General features: G+C 68.6%; 14 protein-coding genes. 9 read left to right on the top strand and 5 right to left on the bottom strand.

Features of this window, described 5'->3' with window-relative positions:
• Positions 1-2: 2 nt before the first annotated feature.
• The 4 genes from AB0E77_RS32355 to AB0E77_RS32340 are packed head-to-tail and all read right to left on the bottom strand — an operon-like array spanning position 3 to position 3947.
• Positions 3-809 (bottom strand): ABC-2 family transporter protein, encoded by an 807-nt coding sequence (locus AB0E77_RS32355; RefSeq protein WP_087788920.1) that lies wholly within the window; start codon positions 807-809, stop codon positions 3-5.
• Positions 806-1630 carry an ABC-2 family transporter protein gene (locus AB0E77_RS32350; protein WP_087788919.1) on the bottom strand — a complete coding sequence of 275 codons (825 nt, stop codon included), beginning with the start codon at positions 1628-1630 and terminating at the stop codon, positions 806-808. Before AB0E77_RS32350 ends, AB0E77_RS32355 begins: the two co-directional genes overlap by 4 nt.
• Positions 1627-2652, bottom strand: a complete 1026-nt coding sequence (locus tag AB0E77_RS32345; protein ID WP_108988839.1) for an ATP-binding cassette domain-containing protein — start codon at positions 2650-2652, stop codon at positions 1627-1629. The genes AB0E77_RS32350 and AB0E77_RS32345 overlap by 4 nt, the downstream gene beginning before the upstream one ends.
• Complete coding sequence (locus AB0E77_RS32340; RefSeq protein ID WP_007388258.1) at positions 2649-3947, bottom strand: aminotransferase class III-fold pyridoxal phosphate-dependent enzyme; 1299 nt, start codon at positions 3945-3947, stop codon at positions 2649-2651. Before AB0E77_RS32340 ends, AB0E77_RS32345 begins: the two co-directional genes overlap by 4 nt.
• A gap of 232 nt (positions 3948-4179) precedes the next feature.
• Between AB0E77_RS32340 and AB0E77_RS32335 the strand changes: the two genes are divergently transcribed.
• Positions 4180-5253 (top strand): glucose-1-phosphate thymidylyltransferase, encoded by a 1074-nt coding sequence (locus AB0E77_RS32335; RefSeq protein ID WP_108988837.1) that lies wholly within the window; start codon positions 4180-4182, stop codon positions 5251-5253.
• Between the two features lie 77 nt (positions 5254-5330).
• The gene (rfbB, locus tag AB0E77_RS32330; RefSeq protein WP_007388235.1) at positions 5331-6308 is read left to right on the top strand and encodes a dTDP-glucose 4,6-dehydratase; all 978 of its coding nucleotides are present in this window, start codon (positions 5331-5333) and stop codon (positions 6306-6308) included.
• Between the two features lie 18 nt (positions 6309-6326).
• Here rfbB and AB0E77_RS32325 read toward each other — a convergent pair whose 3' ends face one another.
• Entirely contained in the window at positions 6327-7355 is a 1029-nt protein-coding gene (locus tag AB0E77_RS32325; protein ID WP_007388257.1) for a LacI family DNA-binding transcriptional regulator, read from the bottom strand.
• Between the two features lie 404 nt (positions 7356-7759).
• On the opposite strand from AB0E77_RS32325, the gene AB0E77_RS32320 reads away from it, so the two are divergent.
• The 7 genes from AB0E77_RS32320 to AB0E77_RS32290 all read left to right on the top strand — a co-directional run.
• Positions 7760-9034, top strand: a complete 1275-nt coding sequence (locus tag AB0E77_RS32320; RefSeq protein WP_087788914.1) for an extracellular solute-binding protein — start codon at positions 7760-7762, stop codon at positions 9032-9034.
• 113 nt (positions 9035-9147) lie between these two features.
• Complete coding sequence (locus tag AB0E77_RS32315) at positions 9148-10155, top strand: sugar ABC transporter permease (protein WP_007388233.1); 1008 nt, start codon at positions 9148-9150, stop codon at positions 10153-10155.
• Positions 10156-10177: 22 nt separating this feature from the next.
• Entirely contained in the window at positions 10178-11083 is a 906-nt protein-coding gene (locus AB0E77_RS32310) for an ABC transporter permease subunit (protein ID WP_007388232.1), read from the top strand.
• Positions 11084-11159: 76 nt separating this feature from the next.
• Positions 11160-12800, top strand: coding sequence for an alpha-amylase family glycosyl hydrolase (locus AB0E77_RS32305; RefSeq protein ID WP_361578005.1), 1641 nt, complete (start codon positions 11160-11162; stop codon positions 12798-12800).
• Complete coding sequence (locus tag AB0E77_RS32300; protein WP_007388230.1) at positions 12797-13864, top strand: LacI family DNA-binding transcriptional regulator; 1068 nt, start codon at positions 12797-12799, stop codon at positions 13862-13864. Before AB0E77_RS32305 ends, AB0E77_RS32300 begins: the two co-directional genes overlap by 4 nt.
• 322 nt (positions 13865-14186) lie before the next feature.
• Positions 14187-15884 carry a carbohydrate-binding module family 20 domain-containing protein gene (locus tag AB0E77_RS32295; RefSeq protein ID WP_361577984.1) on the top strand — a complete coding sequence of 566 codons (1698 nt, stop codon included), beginning with the start codon at positions 14187-14189 and terminating at the stop codon, positions 15882-15884.
• 164 nt (positions 15885-16048) lie between these two features.
• Positions 16049-17488: alpha-amylase family glycosyl hydrolase (locus tag AB0E77_RS32290; protein WP_361578002.1), on the top strand; the 1440-nt coding region annotated here is incomplete at its 3' end.

Here is a 17488-nt window from a genome sequence, read left to right as displayed (position 1 = left end):
TCTCAACTCCCGGTCGTGTCGTGGATGGTCAGACCTCGCCGCCACACCGCGAGTGCGAGCGCGACCGCTCCCGCCGTCACCACTGGCAGCCACACCACCAGCCCGGTGTCGCCGGTCAGCAGATAGGTGCAGGGCACGTATGAGGTGAAGGCGAAGGGCAGCACCCAGGTCAGCAGGGCTCGCAGGGTCGGGTGGTAGATGTCCAGCGGGTAGGAGGTGAACTCGGAGACCTGGTTGGCCGCGTACATGGCGGGCAGGCTGGTGACCGTCCAGAAGGACAGCGAGGCGAACAGGAGCTTCACCGCCGAGTGGATCAGCGCCCCGCACAGGACGAACAGCGGGGCCAGTGCCCACTGGGTGGCGGTCAGGTCCAGGTCGAGATGAGATCCGGACCAGCCCACGAGGGCCGCGCCGACGATCAGTTCGCCGAACCCGTCCGGGTGCAGGAACCGCTCGGAAAGCAGTGAGAACAGCGGGCTGACCGGCCGCACCAGGTGCCGGTAGAACTCACCGCGCTGCACCAGCTTGCGGCTCAGCTCCCACAGCTGGTCGGTGAAGAGATGGTCGAGGCCCCGCGGCAGCAGGGAGAAGCCCAGCAGGAACACCACCTCGTGGTACGACCAGCCGCCCACCACCGGCACCTGCCGGAACACCAGGCCGACCACGGCCGTCTGCACCCCGACCCGGACCAGGAACGCGCCGGCACCGAGCAGGAAGTCCAACCGGTAGGCGGTGAGCCGGTGCAGACCGACACCGCCCAGGAACCAGGACAGACGCGCGTACCGCGCCGCCGTGCTCCATGCGCTCATCCGCCGAGCACCTCCAGCCGGCCGAGTGCCGCCCGCCACAGCACGGCACACACGGCCCCGAGCCCCAGGACCCAGCCCACCTGCTGCACCAGGACCTGCAGTGCCCCGGCGGCGCCGTCGTAGCGGCCCAGGAGCAGCGTCAGCGGGCCGTCGACCATGCCCCGGAACGGCAGCCAACGGGCGAGGGCCGCCAGTGGCTGCGGCATCAGCGCGATCGGCACCAACTGCCCGGCGAAGAAGGCGACCACACTCTGCTTGACCATGCGGACGCCCCAGGTGTTCGTGGTGACGAAGCCGGTCATGCCGGTGAGCAGGTTGACGCAGAACGCGATGAGCACCGAGAACACGGTGGACAGCGCGAACAGGGCCACGTCGCCTGGACGCGGCACCGTGAGAGGTACCAGGAGGGCGAAGAGGACCAGGACCGGCACCGCGACGAGCACCGCGTTCGCCGCGACGACCGGCAGGCTGGCGAAGAACCGCACCAGCGGATAGCTGACCGGGCGCACCAGCATCACGGCCACGTCCCCGCGGTAGACCTCGGCGGCGACCTCGTCGTCCACCCGGTTGGTGTGCAGTACCTGGAGCACCTGCGCGACCAAGAGGTAGGTGGTGATGCCCGTGAGGGTGAAGCCGCCCGGCCCACCGTCCGCCGGAGTGTCCGCGTAGACGGCGCGCCACAGGAACACGGTGACGGCCGCGCCCGCGGCCGCGGTCATGCCGGTGATCACGAACATCGAGCGGTACTGCAGGAGTGACTGCAGCCCTCCTGTCGCGAACGGGAGGTAGGCCCGCACCGCGCGCATCGTGGGTGGCTTCACGCGGCGTCCACCTCACGGAGGGCCGCGTCACGTCGCTGCCCGTAAATCTGGCGCAGCACGTCCTCGAGGTCGGGCTCGGGCGCGTAGCAGTCGGCCAGGTCGAAGCGTTCCAGGAGGAAGGCGAGTACGCGGCGGGAGGTGAACTCCGTCGCGGGGTAGTCGACGTGGACGCGGCCGCCGTCGACCACCGTGGCCCGCACCCCGGGCAGTCCCTGCTCCACGATCGCGCAAGCGGCGTCCGGCGCGATCGGGTCGCGGTGGTCGAAGAGGACGGCACGCCGGTCGGCCGAGCGCAACAGGTCCTGGATGCTTCCCTGATGCACCACCCGGCCCCGGTCCACCACCAGGGCGCTGTCGCAGATGGCCGCGATGTCGGCGATGTCGTGACTGGTCAGTACGACGGTCGTGCCCAGCTCGCGGTGAGCGTGGTTGACCAGCTCGCGCACGGCCTCCTTGAGTACCATGTCGAGGCCGATCGTGGGTTCGTCCCAGAACACCACCGCCGGGTCGTGCAGCAGGCTCGCCGCGATCTCCGCGCGCATGCGCTGTCCGAGGCTCAGCTGCCGCACCGGTGTGGTCCCGAGCGCGTCGATGTCGAGGAGGTCGCGGTACAGGGCCAGGTTGCGCCGGTAGACGGGGTCCGGGATGTCGTAGATCCGCCGCAGGATGCGGAACGAGTCCGGCACGGACAGGTCCCACCACAGCTGGCTGCGCTGCCCGAAGACGACCCCGATGGACCGGGCGTTGCGCTGCCGGTGGCGATACGGCTCTATGCCGCGCACCCGGCAGTACCCCGCCGTGGGGGTCGTGATGCCGGTGAGCATCTTGATGGTGGTGGACTTGCCGGCGCCGTTCGCGCCGATGTAGGCGGTGCGTGAGCCGGCCGGGATCTCGAAGGAGACGCCGTCCACGGCGCGTACCACCCGGTGTCTGCGGGTGAAGAGGGTGGCGAGCGAGCCCGCCAGGCCCGGCCGCCGCTCCGGGATCTTGAACTCCTTGACCAGTTCGTGTGCGACGATCACGCGTCCACCGCCTGTTCGATCGCCTTCGCGAGCAGTCCGACACCCTCGTCCACCAGCGCCTCGTCGATCGTGAAGGGCGGTGCGATGCGCAGCACGTGCCCGCCGAGCGCGACCCGCAGCCCCAGATCCAGCGCGGTCGTGTACACGGAGCGGGCGAGTGCGGGGGAGGGGGTGCGGCTGGCCCGGTCGGTCACGAACTCCAGGCCCCACAGCAGCCCGAGCCCGCGCACCTCCCCGAGGTTCTCGAACCGGTCGTGCAGTGCTCGGAGCCGGTCACCGAGCACCTCGCCGAGACGGTCCACCTGTTCGATCAGGCGGTCCCGCTCGATGACCTCCAGGGTCGCGCGTGCGGCCGCTATCCCGAGCGGGTTGCTCGCATAGGTGGAGGCGTACGCACCCGGTGTCGCCGCGGCGGGATCGTGCAGCAGGTCGTGGCGGCCCGCGAGCACGGCGAAGGGGAAGCCGTTCGCCATGCCCTTCGACATGGCCACCAGATCCGGCTCCACCCCGACTCGGTCACTGGCCAGGAAGGCGCCGGTGCGACCGCCGCCCGTGAGCACCTCGTCGGCGACGAGCAGCACACCGCTTGCCCGGCAGGCGTCGGCGATCTGGTCCCAGTAGCCGGCCGGCGGCACGATGACGCCGGCCGCGCCGAGCACCGGCTCGAAGACCAGGGCCGACGTGCTGGGCTTGTCGGTGATGTGCCGGCGTACCAGCGACGCGCAGCGCACACCGCAGGACGGGTACTCCAGGCCCAGCGGACACCGGTAGCAGTAGGGCGCGTAGCCGAGCACGCTGTTGCCCGCGAACGACTGGTGACCGATGTCCCAGTGCACGAGCATCCGTGCCCCCAGCGTTTTGCCGTGGAAGCCGTGCCGCAGCGCGCCGATCCGGTTGCGTCCCGGCGGCGCGGTCGCCTGTACGACGCGCAGGGCGGCCTCGACCACCTCGGCACCGGTGGAGAACAGCGCGTATGTGTCGAGGTGTTCGGGAAGCAGCCGGGCCAGGGTGTCGAGGAGCCGCGCCCGGTCGGGCGTGGCGGTGTCGTGCACGTTCCACAGCCGGTGTGCCTGGGCGGTGAGCGCCTCGACCACCTCGGGATGGGTGTGCCCGAGGGACTGCGTGAGGGTGCCGGCGGCGAAGTCGAGGTACTGGTTGCCGTCCAGGTCGGTCAGTACGGGGCCGCGTCCTTCGGCGAAGACCCGTCGTCCCGCGGTCGCCTCCTCGGAGGCTCCGGGTGCCAGGCGCAACTCCTCCCGCTCCAACTGGTCGAGCTGGTGGTGCTGGTGCCTCACGGCGGCTCCCTACGGTGTGAACTGAGCTGTGGAGCAAGGGTTTTGGTTGGTGAGGACTCCGAGTGAAACACCGTGGCGACGATCTCAGCAAGTAGTTTCTGAAAATTTCAGAAGCGCCTTGCAGGGTGTTGCGAACTCTGCTTGAGTCGAAACGCGCCCGCTCACCGAGCTGGACCGAGGAGGAGTCAGTGCGACCGCACTCACCGCAAGAACCGCCCCGCCGGAGGTCCGTGTGAAGGCCCTGCTCCTGGCAGGCGGGACGGGTAGCAGACTGCGTCCCTTCACCCACACCGGTGCCAAGCAGCTGATGCCGATAGCCAACCGGCCGGTTCTCTCCTACGCGCTCGACGCGCTGGCGGCCGCCGGAATCGCCGAGACGGGCATCGTCGTCGGCTCCCACGAGAGGGAGATCCGCCGGGTGGTCGGAGACGGCTCGGCCTTCGGCCTGCGGGTCACCTACCTGCGCCAGCACCGCCCCCTGGGCCTCGCCCATGCGGTGCGGATCGCCCGCGACTTCCTGGGTGACGACGACTTCCTCCTCTACCTCGGCGACAACTACCTGCCCGAAGGGGTCACCGGTTTCCTGCGGCGAGCCCGGACCGAACGGGCGGCGGCCCGGCTGCTGTTGACGCGGGTCGCCGACCCGACCGCCTTCGGTGTGGCCGAAGTCGAGGGAGGTGACGAAGGCAGGGTGCTGCGGCTGGAGGAGAAGCCCGAACACCCGCGCAGCGATCTGGCCCTCGTGGGCGTCTACGCCTTCACCGCCGCCGTGCACGAGGCGGTCCGGTCCATCTCCCCCTCCGCCCGCGGGGAACTGGAGATCACCCATGCCGTCCAGTGGATGATCGACCAGGGGCTCCCGGTGCGCGCGGAGACCACGGCGGCGCCCTGGCGGGACACCGGCAGCGTCGACGACATGCTGGAGGTCAACCGGCACGTCCTGGACACCGTGACCGGAGGCATCGAGGGCAAGGTCGACGCCGAGAGCACGGTACGCGGACGGGTCCTCGTCGCCGAGGGAGCCGTGGTGCGGGGCTCACGGATCACAGGTCCGGCGATCATCGGCGCCGGAACAGTGGTCACCGACTCCATGATCGGGCCCTATACCGCGGTCGGTGAGGACTGCCGCATCGAGGACAGCGCGATCGCCCACTCGGTGCTGCTGCCCGGGGCACGGATCGCGGGCGCCCCACGCATCGAGGACTCCCTCATAGGCCGCGGCGCGGTCGTCGTGGCGTCCCCGCGGCTGTCGCGCTCGCACAGGCTCGTCATCGGGGACGACAGCAGGGTCCACCTCACTTCGTGACAGCCTGCCGGCCGGAACGCACCGATGCGCCCCGCCACCGTCGACGACCACTCCAAGGACAAGGTGCACACGACCTCATGACCCGACGCATCCTCGTCACCGGCGGAGCCGGCTTCATCGGCTCCGCATACGTTCGTGCCCTGCTGGGGCCGGCCGGGCCACCGGGCATCGAGGTGACCGTGCTCGACGCCCTCACGTACGCCGGCAGCCTCACCCGCCTGGAATCCGTCACCGGCGACCCTCGGCTGTCCTTCGTACACGGCGACGTGCTGGATGCCCGTTCGGTGGAGCGGCTCGCCGCTCAACACGAGGACATCGTGCACTTCGCGGCCGAGTCCCACGTCGACCGGTCGATCGCCTCCGGCGCGGCCTTCACCCGCACCAACGTCATGGGCACCCAGACTCTCCTCGACGCCGTGCTCCGACAGGGCACCCGCACCTTCGTCCAGGTCTCCACCGACGAGGTGTACGGCGACCTGCCGGCCGGCGCCGCCACGGAGGACTCCCCGCTGAGCCCCAACTCGCCCTACGCGGCGTCCAAGGCCGCCGCCGACCACGTGGCACTGGCTCATCACCGCACGCACGGCCTGGACGTCCGGGTGACACGCTGTTCGAACAACTTCGGTGCCTACCAGCATCCCGAGAAGCTGATCCCGCGCTTTGTGGCGGCGCTGTTCAGCGGCGGTAAGGTCCCGGTCTACGGGGACGGGCTGCAGGTGCGGGACTGGCTGTCGGTCGACGACCACGTGCGGGGCATCGAACTCGTCCGCACGGCGGGCCGCGCCGGTCGCGTCTACAACATCGGTGGCGGTACCTCACTGACCAACCTCGACCTGACCCACCGGCTGCTCGAACTGTGCGGTGCGGGCCCCGACCGCATTGAGCACGTGGAGGACCGCAAGGGGCACGACCGCCGCTACGCGGTGGACCACACGCGTATCACCCAGGAACTCGGCTACCGACCGTCCGGCGACTTCGAGCGGGCGCTCACGCGGACCGTGGCCTGGTACCGCGAGCACCCGCACTGGTGGCGACCGCTGTACGAGGCAGCCTGACCGGTTCCCCGGGAAGGATCAGCGGGGGCGGGTGATGGGCGCCGCGGTGGTCGAGCCGCGTACCACGAGCTCGGGCATGAACATGAACTCGGTGTGGGGCGCGGGGGTTCCGCCGATCTCCTCGAGAACCGCGCGGACGGCGGCCTGGCCCATGGCGTGCACCGGCTGACGGATGGTGGTGAGGGGCGGGTCGGTGAAAGCGATCAGCGGAGAATCGTCGAAGCCGACCACGGAGACGTCCTGGGGGACCCGGCAGCCGGCTTGGCGGGCGGCTCGGATGGCGCCCAGCGCCATCATGTCGCTGGCGCAGACGATGGCGGTGCAACCTTGCGCAAGGAGCGCGGTACCCGCTGCCTGGCCGCCCTCCATGGTGAAGAGGGAGTGCTGCACAAGCTCCTCGCCCTGTTCCTCACTCAGGCCCAGATACCCGGACATCCCGGCCAGGAAGCCCGCGATCTTGCGTTGCACCGGGACGAATCGGCGCGGGCCGACGGCGAGGCCGATCCGCGTGTGGCCGAGCGAGGCGAGGTGCTGCACGGCCAGGCGCGTCGCGGCATGGTCGTCGGTGGATACGAAAGGGGCCTCGATGTGCGCCGAGAACCCGTTGACGAGCACGAACGGTATGCCCTGACCGCGGAGTTGGTCGTACCTCTGGGTGTCGGCTGTGGTGTCGGCGTGCAGCCCGGAGACATAGATGATGCCGGAAACGCTGCGTTCCACCAGCATCTCGGTGAGTTCGTCCTCGGTCGAGCCGCCCGGAGTCTGGGTGGCGAGGACCGGCGTGTATCCCTGGCGCGTGAGCGCCTGGCCGATGACCTGGGCGAGCGCGGGGAAAATGGGATTGTCCAGCTCGGGGGTGATCAGGCCCACCAGGCCGGCGCTTCGGGTGCGCAACCGCGGCGGTCGCTCGTACCCGAGTACGTCGAGTGCCGCCATGACGGACTCGCGGGTGCCGGTGGCCACTCCTGGCTTGCCGTTGAGCACGCGGCTGACGGTGGCTTCACTGACTCCCGCCTGGGCTGCGATGTCGGAGAGCCGCGCGGTCATGGACAGGGACTCTACCCGTTACCAGGGGGAAAGCCCACCAGCACCGGACGGCCACCGTGATGGTGTAGCCGGTGTCCTTGCGGAATAGCTTGCAGCCCCGTGCGGCGCGAAGAGAGAAGCTGTTGGGCGGACCGGGCCCATCATCGTCTGTTTTGCGGTGATTCGCGTCACCGCATGCCAAGGATGCGCGGGACGTCAAGTATTCCGTCAGCAACTGATGGGATACGAAGAAGTAACGATGGGCAGTTCTTGCAGAAAATTCGCGCAACGTCTTTCGCCAGTCTTTCTCCACTGTTACGTTCACGTCGCCCGGTGGCCGCGACGGCTCAGTCGGCAAGTCGGCCAGAGGTACGGACGGGACCGTTCCTCGCCCACTCACGGGCCTTCACCCTCTAGGAGATCTCATGCGGCGTGGCATAGTGACCACCGCGGTGGTGGCGTCCCTCGCACTCGCGGCGACGGCCTGCGGCGGAAGCGATGACGGGGGCAAGGCCTCCGGCCCCGTGACCATCACATGGTGGGACACGTCGAACGCCACCAACGAGGCGCCCACGTACAAGGCCCTGATCAAGGACTTCGAGAAGGCCAACCCGGACGTCAAGGTCAAATACGTCAACGTCCCCTTCGACCAGGCCCAGAACAAGTTCGACACGGCGGCCGGCGCCAGCGGCGCACCCGACGTGATTCGTGCCGAGGTCGGCTGGACCCCGGCCTTCGCGAAGAAGAGCTACCTGCTGCCGCTCGACGGCACCGTGGCGCTCGACGAGCAGGACAAGTTCCAGCCGAACCTGATGAAGCAGGCCCAGTACGAGGGCAAGACGTACGGTGTTCCGCTGCTCACCGACACGCTCGCGCTCGTGTACAACAAGGAGCTCTTCGAGAAGGCGGGCATCAGCGAGGCGCCCAAGACCTGGGACGAGCTGAAGAAGGCCGCCGCCACCATCAAGGACAAGACCGGCGTCGACGGGTTCTTCGGTTCCGAGAAGGGCTACTACCTCGAGCCGTTCCTCCTGGGCGAGGGCACCGACACGGTCGACGCCGAGGCCAAGAAGATCACGGTGAACTCCGCCAAGGGACAGAAGGCGGCCGAGACCTGGCTGAGCCTGTTCAACGGCAAGGGCCTGCACAAGGCGGACGTCACGGCCGACTCGTACGCGCACCGCCAGGACGCGTTCGTCAACGGCAAGGTCGCCATGACCATCGAGGGTCCCTGGGAGATCACGAACTTCTACAAGGGCACCGCGTTCAAGGACAAGAACAACCTCGGTGTCGCCACCGTCCCGGCCGGTTCCACCGGCAAGGCGGCCGCTCCGACGGGCGGCCACAACCTGTCCGTCTACGCCGGATCCGACAAGGCCCACCAGGACGCGGCCCTGCAGTTCGTCAAGTGGATGACCTCCGCGAAGACGCAGGAGCAGATCGCCCTGAAGAACTCGACGCTGCCCACGCGGTCGGACGCGTACACCGAGAAGGTGACCGCCGACCCCGGCCTCGCCGGATTCCAGAAGGTGCTCTCCGCCGCCCAGCCGCGGCCCGAGCTGCCCGAGTACAGCTCGCTGTGGGGGCCGCTCGACCAGGAGCTGCCCAAGGCGGCCAGTGGCAAGGAGAGCCTCGACGCAGTCCTGTCCTCCGTCGAGGTCCAGTACGGCAAGCTCCTGCCCGACGGCTTCAGCAAGTGACGCGCTGATCGAGCGCTCCCCGATCAGGTGCCGCGGCCCCGCCCCAACAGCCCGCCCCGCGTGGCGGGCCGCGGCACCCGTTACACCCGCCCCAGACCAGAAGGTGTTTCCTCATGACTGTCGCCGTGGAGCGCCCGGCCGCACCCAGTGGTGACGACCGCGGCCGGCGTCCGGGCCTCATCACCCGTCTCAAGAGCGGCTACCAGAAGCACTGGTACGCCTACGCGATGATCGCCCCGGTCGTTGTCGTGCTCGCCGTCATCGTGCTGTATCCGCTGGTCCGGGGCTTCTATCTGACGCTGACGGACGCCACGAGCCTCAACTCCGCCCGCACCATCGGCGTCAACCACATCGACGCCACCTACAAGTTCATCGGCCTCGACAACTACGCCGACATCCTGTGGGGACCGACGGCGTACGACCGCTTCTGGTCCCACTTCATCTGGACCATCGTCTGGACGGCCGCCTGCGTCGCGCTGCACTACGGTCTCGGTCTCGGCCTGGCCCTGCTGCTCAACCAGAAGGGGCTGCGCGGCCGCACCGCCTACCGGATGATGCTCATCCTGCCGTGGGCCGTGCCGACGTTCGTCACCGTCTTCGCCTGGCGCTTCATGCTCGCCGATGCCGGCGTCGTCAACACGACGCTCGACGCGCTCGGGATGCCCTCGCCGGCCTGGCTGGAGGATCCGCTCTTCCAGCAGATCGCCGCCATCATGGTCAACACCTGGTGCGGTGTGCCCTTCATGATGGTCTCGCTCCTCGGCGGCCTGCAGTCGATCGACTCGACGCTGTACGAAGCAGCGGAGATGGACGGCGCGAACGCCTGGCAGCAGTTCCGCAACGTGACCCTGCCCGGGCTCAGGTCGGTCAGCTCCACGGTCGTGCTGCTCGGCGTGATCTGGACGTTCAACCAGTTCGCGATCATCTTCCTGCTCTTCGGCAACACCGCGCCGGACGCGCAGATCCTGGTCACCTGGGCCTACTACCTCGGCTTCGGACAGACTCCGCGCGACTACGCCCAGTCCGCGACGTACGGCGTCCTGCTGCTGTCCCTCCTCATCGTGTTCACCTCCGTCTACCGCCGCTGGCTGAACCGCAACGACGTGCAAGCCGCCATCTGACGCCGCAGGAGCAGCCACCATCATGAGCACCCAGACCCTTTCCACCTCACCGGCCCTGGACCCGGTCGAGACGTCCGTGCCGCGCAACGCTCCGCGCCGTGGCCGGCGCAGCCGCGGGGTTTCGGTGGCCACGCACGCCGTGCTGGTCGTCGCGAGCCTCGTCGCGCTGTTCCCGATCGGCTGGCTGGTGTTCCTCTCGCTCGGCCCGGGCAAGGACGACTACCTCCACCCCTCCCGCATCCTCGACACCGCGACCCTGAGCAACTACTCGTTCGTGCTCGAGCACACCAACTTCCTCAAGTGGCTGGGCAATACGCTCATCGTGTCCCTCGGCACCACCGTGATCGGGGTACTCGTGGCGGCGACCAGCGGATACGCCGTCTCACGGATGCGTTTCCCGGGCTACAAGAAGTTCATGTGGGTCCTGCTGATCACGCAGATGTTCCCCATCGCGGTCCTGATGGTCCCGATGTACGTGATCCTCTCGGACCTCCGCCTCATCGACACCTACGCGGCGCTCATCCTGGTCTATCTCACGACCGCGGTGCCGTACTGCGCCTGGCTGATGAAGGGCTACTTCGACACGATCCCCGTCGAGATCGACGAGGCCGGCCGGGTCGACGGACTCTCGCCGTTCGGCACGTTCTTCCGTCTGATCCTGCCACTGGCCCGCCCGGGCCTGGCCGTCGCTGGGTTCTACACCATGATCACGGCCTGGAGCGAGGTCGCGTTCGCCACCACGTTCATGCTCGACGACCAGAAGTACACCCTCGCCGTCGGCCTGCAGAGCTTCGTCAGTGAGCACGACGCGCAGCGTCAGTACATGGCCGCGACGGCCGTACTGATCGCCATCCCGATCTCCGCAGTCTTCTACCTCGTTCAGAAGAACCTGGTGACCGGTCTGACAGCCGGTGGCACCAAGGGCTGAGAACCCGCCCGCACCACTGACCCGTTGTCCGGCCCCTCACGTCTCAAGGGACATCATGAGCCAGTACCCGACCGACATGGCACCTGCCCGCGTCACCTCCACCCGCGAAGCCGCGGACTGGTGGCGAGACGCCGTCATCTACCAGGTCTACCCGCGCAGCTTCGCCGACAGCAACGGAGACGGCACCGGTGATCTCGAAGGCATCAGGCAGCGCCTCCCGTATCTGCGCGATCTTGGCGTGGACGCGGTCTGGCTGAGCCCGTTCTACGCCTCCCCGCAGGCGGACGGCGGCTACGACGTCGCCGACTACCGTGCCGTCGACCCCATGTTCGGCACTCTGCTGGACGCCGACGCGCTGATCCGCGACGCCCACGCCCTGGACCTGCGCATCATCGTCGACCTGGTGCCGAACCACTCCTCGGACCAGCACGAGTGGTTCAGGCGCGCGGTCGCCGAGGGGCCCGGGTCGCCGCTGCGGGAGCGCTACCACTTCCGCCCCGGCAAGGGAGAGAACGGGGAACTGCCGCCCAACGACTGGGAGTCCATCTTCGGTGGCCCCGCCTGGACCCGGCTGCCGGACGGCGAGTGGTACCTGCACCTCTTCGCGCCCGAGCAGCCCGACCTCAACTGGGAACACCCCGCCGTCGCCGACGAGTTCCGCTCGATCCTGCGGTTCTGGCTGGACATGGGCGTCGACGGCTTCCGCATCGATGTCGCCCACGGCATGGTCAAGGCCGAGGGCCTGCCCGACCTCGGCGGAAGCGACCAGCTCAAGCTGCTCGGCACCGACGTCATGCCGTTCTTCGACCAGGACGGTGTCCACGACATCTACCGCGCCTGGCGCCTCATCCTCAACGAGTACGACCGGGACAGGATCTTCGTCGCCGAGGCATGGACCCCGACCGTCGAGCGCACTGCCAACTACGTCCGTCCCGACGAACTGCACCAGGCCTTCAACTTCCAGTACCTGGGCGCACCCTGGGACGCCGCCGAACTCCGCGCGATCATCGACAGCTCCCTCGACGCCATGCGACCCGTCGGCGCCCCGGCGACCTGGGTGCTGTCTAACCACGACGTCACCCGGCACGCAACCCGATACGCCAACCCGCCCGGCCTCGGCACGCAGATCCGCACTCCCGGTGACCGCGCGCTGGGCCTGCGTCGTGCCCGCGCCGCGACGCTGCTGATGCTCGCGCTGCCCGGCTCCGCCTACATCTACCAGGGCGAGGAACTCGGCCTGCCCGACGTCACCGACCTGCCCGACGAACTGCGCCAGGACCCGTCCTTCTTCCGGGCCCAGGGCCAGGACGGCTTCCGCGACGGCTGCCGGGTGCCGATCCCCTGGACCCGCGAGGGCTCCTCGTACGGTTTCGGCGCCGGCGGCAGCTGGCTGCCGCAGCCGGCGGGCTGGGGCGAGCTGAGCGTCGAGGCGCAGACCGGCGTTGCCGGCTCCACTCTCGAGCTGTACCGCACCGCCCTCGCCGTGCGCCGCGAGCAGCCGGGCCTCGGCGCCGGTACCGACGTGGTCTGGCACGACGACGCCCCGACCGGAACCCTGAGGTTCGACCGGCCCGGCTTCGCGTGCACCGTCAATACGACGGGGAGCGCGGTCCGCATCGTGGCACCCGGCCGCGTAATACTCGCATCGAGCCCGGTCAGGGCAGGCGGCGACGAGTTCGAACTGCCCGCCGACACGGCTGTCTGGTGGGAGGTATGACGGCCTTGCGGCCGCTTCGCGCAACCGAGACCGGCACGCTGCGCCTCCACGACATCGCGGCCCAGGCGGCGGTGAGTGAAGCCACCGTCAGCCGGGTGCTCAACGGCAAGCCCGGCGTCGCCTCCGGTACCCGGCAGAAGGTCCTCGCCGCGCTCGACGTGCTCGGCTACGAGCGGCCGACACGGCTGCGCCGGCGCAGCGCCGGACTCATCGGGTTGGTCATCCCCGAGCTGACCAACCCGATCTTCCCCGCGTTCGCCCAGGTCATCGAGCAGGTCCTCGCGGGATACGGGTACACCCCGGTGTTGTGCACCCAGATGCCGGGCGGGGCGACCGAGGACGAACTGGTCGAACAGCTGGAGGAGCGCGGTGTCAACGGCATCGTGTTCCTTTCCGGGCTGCACGCGGACACCACGGCGGACGCGTTGCGCTATGCCCGGCTCGCCGAGCGGAAGGTGCCGTTCGTCCTCATCAACGGGTTCAACGAACACGTCAACGCGCCGTTCGTGTCCCCGGACGACCGCTCGGCGGCGCGAATGGCCGTGCGTCACCTCGTGGATCTCGGACACGAGCGCATCGGCCTGGCCGTCGGGCCGACCCGTTTCGTACCGTCCCGGCGCAAGGCGGAGGGCTTCGTGGCCGCGCTGCACTCCTTCCTCGGTACTCCCGGTGACGAGGCCGGAAGACTGATCCAGCGCACGCTGTTCAGTGTCGAGGGCGGCCATGCTGCCGCCGGCGCGCTGCTCGACCAGGGCTGCACCGGCATCGTCTGCGGCAGCGATCCGATGGCGCTCGGCGTCATCCGGGCGGTGCGCGAGCGAGGCCTAGACGTGCCGCGGGACGTGTCGGTGATCGGGTTCGACGACTCACCGCTGATCCCGTTCACCGATCCGCCGCTGACCACGGTGCGCCAGCCCGTACAGGCCATGGCGACCGCGGCGGTGGGAGCGCTCCTGGAAGAGATCGGCGGTACCCCGGTCCAGCGGACGGAGTACGTTTTCCAGCCCGAGCTGGTGGTGCGGGGCTCTACGGCGCAGGTGGCGCGGAGCCAAGCGCACGCCTAGATCCGTGAACGGGCCGGTGTGTACCGCTCCGGTCCGGGCCGGGCGCGTGTGGCCCGGTGCGGACCGGGCCACCGGCACCGGACCGGAAGCGTGGTTGAAGGTAACACCGTCGGAACTCTTGCGTAAGTCCTTGCAAGAGGAATTCCCCATTGAATGCGGCGGTTTGGCGAGAGTGGGGTCGAAGGGGTTGACCATGAAGGCGCCTCCCCATACGGTCGGCCCGCAACCATTTGCAGCAAGATTCATCGATGCGGTGGTTGACTCCATCCCCCCACCAACCCCACGGGCATGGCGCGTTGCCCTTCGACTCTCAGGAGGAACCATGGCCAGAAAGTCCGTGGCTGCCGCACTCGCCGTCGTGGCGGGAGCCGCTGCCGCCGTCACGGTCCCGGCCCCGGCGCAGGCCGCACCGGTCGGAAACAAGGACGTCTCCGCGGTGATGTTCGAGTGGAACTTCGCATCGGTTGCCAAGGAGTGCACCGACACGCTCGGCCCCGCCGGCTACGGCTACGTCCAGGTCTCACCGCCCAACGAGCGGGTGCAGGGCAGCCAGTGGTGGACCGCCTACCAGCCCGTCAGCTACAAGATCGCCACCCGGCTCGGTGACCGCGCCGCGTTCAAGAGCATGGTCGAGACCTGCCACGCGGCCGGAGTGAAGGTCGTGGCCGACACCGTCATCAACCACATGGCCAACTCCTCCGGCACGGGTACCGGCGGCTCCACGTACAGCAAGTACGACTACCCGGGCACCTACTCCGGCGCGGACATGGACGACTGCCGCACCGACATCACTGATTACCGGGACCGCTGGAACGTCCAGCACTGCGAGATGGGCAGTCTGCCCGACCTCGACACCGGCGAGGAGTACGTCCGAAAGACCATCGCAGGGTACCTGAACGACCTGCTCTCCCTGGGCGTCGACGGATTCCGCGTCGACGCCGCCAAGCACATCGCCGTCGACGATCTCAAGGACATCAAGTCGCGGCTCACCGACCCGAACGCGTACATGAAGCTGGAAACGATCGGAGCCCCGGGGGAGGCCGTGCAGCCCAGTGAGTACCTGGGCGTCGGCGACCCGCAGGAGTTCACGTACGCCTATGATCTCAAGCGGGTCTTCAGCGGCGAGAAGCTCGCGTACCTGAAGAACTTCGGGGAGGACTGGGGGTACCTGCCGAGCGACAAGGCGTCCGTGTTCGTGACCAACCACGACACCGAACGCAACGGCCGGACGCTCACCTACAAGGACGGCGCCACGTACACGCTCGCCCAGGTCTTCTCGCTGGCCTGGCCGTACGGTGCTCCGGACGTGCACTCCGGCTACTCCTTCACCGACACGGCGGCGGGCGGCCCCAACGGCGGTCAGGTGAACGCCTGCTACACCGACGGCTGGAAGTGCCAGCACGCCTGGCGCGAGGTCGCGAGCATGGTCGCCTGGCGCAACACCGCCCACGGCGAGGCCGTGACGGACTGGTGGGACAACGGGAACAACCAGATCGCCTTCGGCCGCGGATCCAAGGCGTACGTCGCCATCAACCACGAGGGCGGATCGCTGACCCGCACGTTCCAGACCTCCCTGCCCGCCGGTGACTACTGCGACGTGCAGAGCGGCAAGGGCGTCACGGTGAACTCCGCCGGCCAGTTCACGGCCACGCTCGGGGCGAACACCGCGCTGGCCTTGCACGTCGGTGCCAAGACCTGTGGTGGCGGCAGCACCGACCCCGAGCCGGCCGCCGGCGCCTCGTTCCGCGTGAACGCCACGACCAGCTGGGGCGAGAACATCTACGTCACCGGCGACAACACCCGGCTCGGCGACTGGAACCCCGACAACGCACTCAAGCTCGACCCGGCCGCCTACCCGGTCTGGAAGCTCGACGTCAGCCTCCCGGCCGGGACCTCCTTCGAGTACAAGTACCTGCGCAAGGACGCGAACGGCAAGGTCACCTGGGAGAGCGGCGCGAACCGCACCGCGACCGTCTCGTCGTCAGGCACCGTCGTGCTCGGCGACACCTGGCGCGACTGAACACCCGCACCTCCACGACCCACGGCCGCCCGGTGCCGCGCCTCGCCGCAGGCGCCGGGCGGCCGGACGTGCCCCGGATCCCAACCGACCGCACAGACGAGGAGCACACACGCGTGACCGGCTCTCTGCGAAGATCCGTTCTCACCACGGCGCTGGCGGCTGTTCTGGTCACGGCCCTGCCCGCACCCGCGCACGCTGCGTCCGCACCCACGGCACCCGCGCCCCCACCCGACGCATGGCTGGCAGCGCAGCCCGCACGCCCTTCAGTGAGCAGGGAACAGTTCTACCTCCTCATGCCGGACCGCTTCGCGAACGCAGACCCGTCCAACGACCGAGGAGGCCTCAGCGGCGACCGCTACAGCACGGGCTACGACCCGACGGACAAGAATTTCTACCAGGGCGGCGACCTCAAGGGCATCACGCGCAGGCTCGACTACATCAAGGGACTGGGCACTACCGCGATCTGGCTCACGCCCGTGTTCCGCAACAAGACGGTGCTGGAACGGGGCGGCAAGAAGACCGCCTCCTATCATGGCTACGCCGTCACCGACTTCACCAGCGTCGACCCGCACTTCGGTTCGGAACGCGATCTCACCGACCTCATCTCCAAGGCCCATGCCAAGGGTATGAAGGTCTACTTCGACGTCATCACCAATCACACCGCCGACACCGTCGACTACGCGGAGAAGAAGTACGGCTACCGGAGCAAGGGCGCCTACCCGTACCTGGACGCGTCGGGCCGGCCCTTCGACGACGCCGAGGCCATGTCGAAGGTCGACCGGGACTCCTTCCCGTACACGCCGGAGAACACCGGCGAGATGGTTCCCGAGTGGCTGAACGACCCGACGATGTACCACAACCGCGGCGACTCGACCTTCGCCGGCGAGAGCGCGCTGTACGGCGACTTCTACGGCCTGGACGATCTGTGGACCGAGCGGCCCGAGGTCGTCCAGGGCATGGAGAAGATCTACGAGAAGTGGGTCGACGACTTCGACGTCGACGGTTTCCGCGTGGACACCGCCAAGAACGTCAACATGGAATTCTGGACGCAGTGGGCCACGGCACTCGACGCCTACGCCGCGAAGAAGGGCCGTGAGGACTTCTTCTTGTTCGCCGAGGCGTTCTCCGCCGACCCGGCCATCACCGCTCCCTACCTCACCGAGGGCCGCCTCGACGGAACTCTCGACTTCCCGCTCCAGTCCGCCATCCGCAACTATGCCTCACGAGGCGGCCCCGCCGGTGACCTGGCCACCGTCTTCGCGCAGGACTACCGGTACACCACGGACAAGACGAACGCGTACAGCCAGGTCACGTTTCTCGGCAGCCATGACATGGGCCGTATCGGCTTCTTCCTGAAGTCCGATCATCCGGGGGCCGGGGATGCGGAACTGTTGCGGCGGGACCGGCTGGCGCACGAGTTGATGTTCCTGTCGCGGGGCAACCCGGTGATCTACTCCGGTGACGAGCAGGGCTTCACCGGCGCCGGGGACGACGTCTACGGTCGTCAGTCGATGTTCGCGTCGAAGGTGGCGGACTACCTGGACGACGACGAGATCGGTACGGAGCGTACGCATGCGAGTGACGCGTATGACGTGCGGCATCCG

It is taken from the genome of Streptomyces sp. NPDC032940 (assembly GCF_040636935.1).
Taxonomy (GTDB): Bacteria; Actinomycetota; Actinomycetes; order Streptomycetales; family Streptomycetaceae; genus Streptomyces.
Note: the sequence above shows the minus strand (reverse complement) of the source record. Positions and strands in the feature narration are given on the sequence as shown.